This is a genomic window from Bartonella sp. AD328YNZD (assembly GCF_042196425.1).
Genome location: NZ_JBHIQG010000005.1, coordinates 12,079 through 16,941, shown reverse-complemented (window position 1 = coordinate 16,941; position 4,863 = coordinate 12,079). Strand labels below are relative to the sequence as shown.

General features: G+C 41.7%; 5 protein-coding genes. All 5 read left to right on the top strand.

What is annotated here, in order from left to right; genetic code table 11:
• A partial coding sequence (locus ACFIO3_RS00700; protein ID WP_375704012.1) for a cell division protein FtsA occupies positions 1 to 690 on the top strand: 690 nt, incomplete at its 5' end.
• Positions 691 to 753: 63 nt separating this feature from the next.
• A complete protein-coding gene (gene ftsZ, locus ACFIO3_RS00695) occupies positions 754 to 2,517 on the top strand; it encodes a cell division protein FtsZ (RefSeq protein WP_375606973.1) in 1,764 nt (587 codons plus the stop codon).
• A 213-nt stretch (positions 2,518 to 2,730) separates the two neighbouring features.
• On the top strand, positions 2,731 to 3,615 hold the full coding sequence (gene lpxC / locus ACFIO3_RS00690) for a UDP-3-O-acyl-N-acetylglucosamine deacetylase (RefSeq protein WP_375615076.1): 885 nt from the start codon (positions 2,731 to 2,733) through the stop codon (positions 3,613 to 3,615).
• Between the two features lie 157 nt (positions 3,616 to 3,772).
• Positions 3,773 to 4,666 (top strand): outer membrane protein assembly factor BamD, encoded by an 894-nt coding sequence (locus ACFIO3_RS00685; RefSeq protein ID WP_273790773.1) that lies wholly within the window; start codon positions 3,773 to 3,775, stop codon positions 4,664 to 4,666.
• Between the two features lie 6 nt (positions 4,667 to 4,672).
• On the top strand, positions 4,673 to 4,863 hold a 191-nt coding region (locus ACFIO3_RS00680; protein ID WP_375704019.1), incomplete at its 3' end, for an AAA family ATPase.

Below are 4,863 nucleotides of genomic sequence, written 5' to 3'. Positions count from 1 at the left end.
ACTCCCTTTGCAAGTGGTCTTGCTGTTTTGATGAATGATGAGGCGCGTTTAGGGGCTGCATGTATTGATTTTGGTGGTGGAACAACAACATTTTCAGTGTTTTTTGAGGGGAAATTTATTCATGCAGATGCTCTTGCTGTTGGGGGGCATCATGTCACTCTTGATGTTGCGCGCGGATTTTCTATGTCTTTAACAGAGGCGGAACGTTTAAAAGTTGTTTATGGTTCAGCATTTTTAACAAGTGCTGATGAGCGGCAAATGATTAATGTAGCAGAAATTGGGAGTGAACAGCGTGAAACTCAATATCCTCGCGCAGTTCTTGGGCGTATCATTCGTGCGCGTGTTGAAGAAATTTTAGAAATGGTCCGTGATTGTTTAAATCGTTCTGGTTTTGGTCACATCATTGGTAAACGTGTTATTTTGACTGGGGGAGCAAGCCAGTTAACAGGATTGCCAGAAATGGCACGTACTATATTAGGAAGAAATGTTCGTATCGGGCGGCCTTTAGGTATTTCGAGGCTTCCTTCTCTTGCAAAAGGGGCGGCGTTTACATCTGCTGTTGGGTTGTTAATTTATCCGCAATTGGTGGGTTTTGAAGAAAAAACAATGCAGGCGGCAGGAAATCATTTATCGATGGGCACGCGTGGGTATTTTCAGCGTGTTGGTCAGTGGTTGCGTGAGAGTTTTTAGTTAAGTCTAGTTGGATAAATTTCATCGCTTTGGCTTGCGGTGTCTTATGAGAAGGAAAAGAAAATGACGATTAATCTGCATCGGCCAGATATCGCGGAATTGAAGCCACGCATTACCGTTTTTGGTGTTGGAGGTGGTGGCGGGAATGCCGTGAATAATATGATAAATGCTGGTCTTCAGGGAGTTGACTTTGTTGTTGCAAATACGGATGCACAGGCTTTGGCTATGTCAAAGGCTGAACGTGTTATCCAACTTGGGGCAGCTGTGACAGAAGGTTTGGGTGCTGGTGCTTTACCGGAAGTTGGGCAAGCGGCGGCGGAGGAATGTATTGATGAAATTATTGATCATCTTGCAGACTCTCATATGGTTTTCATTACTGCTGGTATGGGGGGAGGAACTGGAACAGGAGCTGCTCCCGTTGTTGCTCGCGCAGCGCGTGAAAAAGGTATTTTGACTGTTGGTGTTGTGACAAAGCCTTTTCAGTTTGAAGGGGCACGTCGTATGAAAACGGCAGAGGCTGGTATTGAAGAATTACAAAAGTCTGTCGATACATTGATTGTTATTCCCAATCAAAATCTTTTCCGTATTGCAAATGATAAGACAACATTTGCTGATGCTTTTGCTATGGCTGACCAAGTGCTTTATTCTGGTGTTGCTTCCATTACGGATTTGATGATTAAAGAGGGTTTGATTAACCTTGATTTTGCTGATGTTCGTTCTGTTATGCACGAAATGGGTCGAGCCATGATGGGAACCGGTGAGGCATCTGGTGATGGGCGTGCTTTGGCTGCTGCTGAAGCTGCTATTGCGAACCCATTGTTGGATGATACTTCTATGCGTGGGGCGCGTGGTTTACTGATTTCTATTACGGGTGGTCGTGATATGACTCTCTTTGAGGTTGATGAAGCTGCTAATCGTATTCGTGAAGAAGTGGACGCTGATGCGAATGTGATTTTTGGCGCTATTGATGATGAGTCATTGGAAGGTGTTATTCGTGTTTCTGTGGTTGCGACCGGTATCGATCGTGAAGTTAGTGATGTGGTTCAGTCCTCTCATCCTCAGATTCAAAGGCCTGCTTCTTCAATACGCAAGAGCGATCCTGGAACGTCACACAGTTCTTTTCATGTTCAATCATCGCCTCTGCGTTCTGAGTCAATGGTAGAAGTGATCGAATCACTTGAAATAGAGAAGGGTAAATCAACCGGAGAACAGTTCCGTCCCAAAAGTCAAATTTTTGCACATCCTGTAGAAGCAATGACGACACGAAGTGCGACGAGTGCTGTTGCGTATGGCTCAAATGCTGTTCAGGAACAGAAATTAAATGTGCCTCGTATGCAAGTAAGCCGCGGTTCTCAACAGGCGATGGCGGCTCCCGTGAGTATGGAGGCAACAGCGCATGTTCTTGATGAGATGACAGGGGTTGTGAAGCAAACAGAAAAGCCAGTGCAACCAAAACAAATGCAAGCGCGCGCTCCAATGCGTATGCCTGAGTTAAAGGATTTTCCTCCTGTTGCTCATGGACAAAGCCAAAGAACATTTGTGACTGATCAAGGTCCTCGTAATCTTTGGCAGCGTTTGAAACAGAGCTTGACACATCGTGAAGAAGCTGAGCCAGAAGCGAGGTTGGAGCCTGCTGTTAGATCGTCTCAGCAGAAAGAGTCTCATGTTTACAATAAAAACTCTCAGGCGCTTTCTCAAGATGCTTCTGTTTATGTTCCACGTCGTTCTGGTGAGCTGCATCCTCAGGTACCACAAGATCAGCGTACTTTTATAAGTGAAGAAGATCAGTTGGAAATACCAGCATTTTTACGTCGTCAGGCAAATTAATTGATGAAAAATGAGGTAAAGTAAGAGATTTTATTATTTCTTTAATGCTCAGTCAAAAATTATATAGTAAAATATATTACTGTTTTTTGAATAAAATACTTTGTTTAAAAAAAACCGCTTACAATAAGCGGTTTTTTTTATTATTTACTATGAATATTTTTTATAGTTTTATAAATTTTGTTAAAAGATGTACAAGCAATTTAATAAAATGATATGATGAGTTTAGTACCAAAATATCAGTCTACTCTTAAAAAAGCAGTAACATTTAAGGGGATTGGCGTTCATAGTGGCTGTTTGTCAGTGGTAAATGTTTGTCCAGCGGATGTTGGGTGCGGTATTGTTTTTAAGCGTTGTGGATTAGACGGAACAGAGAAAATATTTCAAGCCCATGCATCGCAAACAGGAAAAACTGAATTATCAACAGTACTTGGAGATGGAGATGTAAGGGTTGAAACAATTGAACATTTGATGGCAGCAATTGCTGCTTATAATTTGGATAATCTTATTATTGAAGTGTCACATAATGAGATTCCTATTTTGGATGGTTCAGCGCGGCTATATTGCCAAGCTTTTGAAGATGTTGGTATTGTACAGCAAAATGCCTTGCGTTCTTATTTCATTATAAAAAAGCCGTTGCGGGTTGAAGGAGCTCATGGTGTTGCAGAGCTTTTGCCATTTAATGGACGTCGTTTTGATATAACGATCTCTTTTCCTTCTTCTGCTATTGGTAAGCAACATTTCAGTTTTGATCTTACCACACGAGGGTTTAGGGATGATTTGTCACGTGCGCGCACTTTTGGTTTTATCAAAGACGTGGAAGAATTAAGGCTTTCTGGAAAGGCGAGAGGTGCTTCTTTGGAAAATTCTCTTGTTATCGACCTTAATGATAAAATTTTAAATCCCGATGGTCCTTATTGGGAGAATGAATGTGTTCGGCACAAGATGCTTGATGCGATTGGTGATACTGCTTTGCTTGGTGCACCTTTTATTGGATTATTTCGTTCTTATTGTAGTGGGCATAGAATTAATGCGCAATTGGTGAAGGCTGTTTTGGCAGACGAATCATATTATGAAAAAAGCTTTTTAGAGAAAGAGTAAAAAAATTGACAAGATTTTTTATTATTTATTTGATTTTTAAGGGGATGATTGACCTGAACTGCTAAATTGGTTATGTGGATTTTATAGTGATATGGTATAAAACCTTTGATAAATTGTTTTTGCTACAAGGTGATATTCTGTGGAGGCCGGAAAAAATATGAAAAAATCTCATGTGTGCATTGGAAATATGACATATAGAAAATCTAACATTGTACGCAAGATATTGGGGGTGGTGCTTTTGGGAAGCACTTGTATGTTAGCGGGATGCCTCTTTAAAGAGAAAAAGACCCTTGATCCATCTGCTTATGTTTTGAAAATAGAGCCACCAGATGTTCTCTATAATCAAGCGCTTGCTAGCCTTGAAAGTGGGCGGCTTGGGGACGCATCGAAAAAGTTTTTGAAGATTGAAAAACAGTACGCTTATACAGACTGGGGGCGCAAATCTCTTGTGATGGGTGCTTTTACTAATTATCGACTCGGAAAGTATGATGATTCAATTAGTATGGCTCAACGCTATATTACGCTTTATCCAGGGTCGACTGACTCGGCTTATGCGTACTATATTATTGGTCTTTCTTCTTTCCGTCGGATTCCTGATGTTACGCGTGATCAACGTGACACGAAACGTGCTATTGCTGCTATGCAGCTTCTTATAGAGCGTTATCCTAATTCTGAGTATGTCAAGGATGCTAAGGATAAAATCCGTTTTGGTCGCGAACAGCTAGCTGGTAAAGAAATGCAGATTGGCCGCTATTATGAAGAGGGGCGGCGCTATCTTGCGGCAAGTAGACGGTTTCGTACCGTGGTTGAAGAGTATTCTGATACAAATCAAATTGAAGAAGCACTTTTCCGCTTAACGGAAGTTAACTTAGCTCTCGGCTTAACGGCAGAAGCACAGACGGCAGCAGCTATTTTAGGACGTAATTATCCCAAAAGTGAGTGGTATAAATTTTCTTATAATCTCTTGCAGAAGAATAAAATATCGCCACGTGAGCATAAATCTTCTTGGATCTCAAATGCTTTAGGTGGTGATAAGAAAAGGGTACGTTGATTCTCTATGTTGGTACAGCTTTCGATTCATAATATTGTTTTGATCGAAACGCTCGATATTCATTTTACAGCGGGGTTGACGGTTTTAACTGGAGAAACGGGTGCGGGGAAGTCTATTCTCCTTGATGCTTTATCACTTGCTCTAGGGGGGCGGGGTGATGCTTCGCTTGTGCGTCATGGGGTTGACCGCGGGCAGGT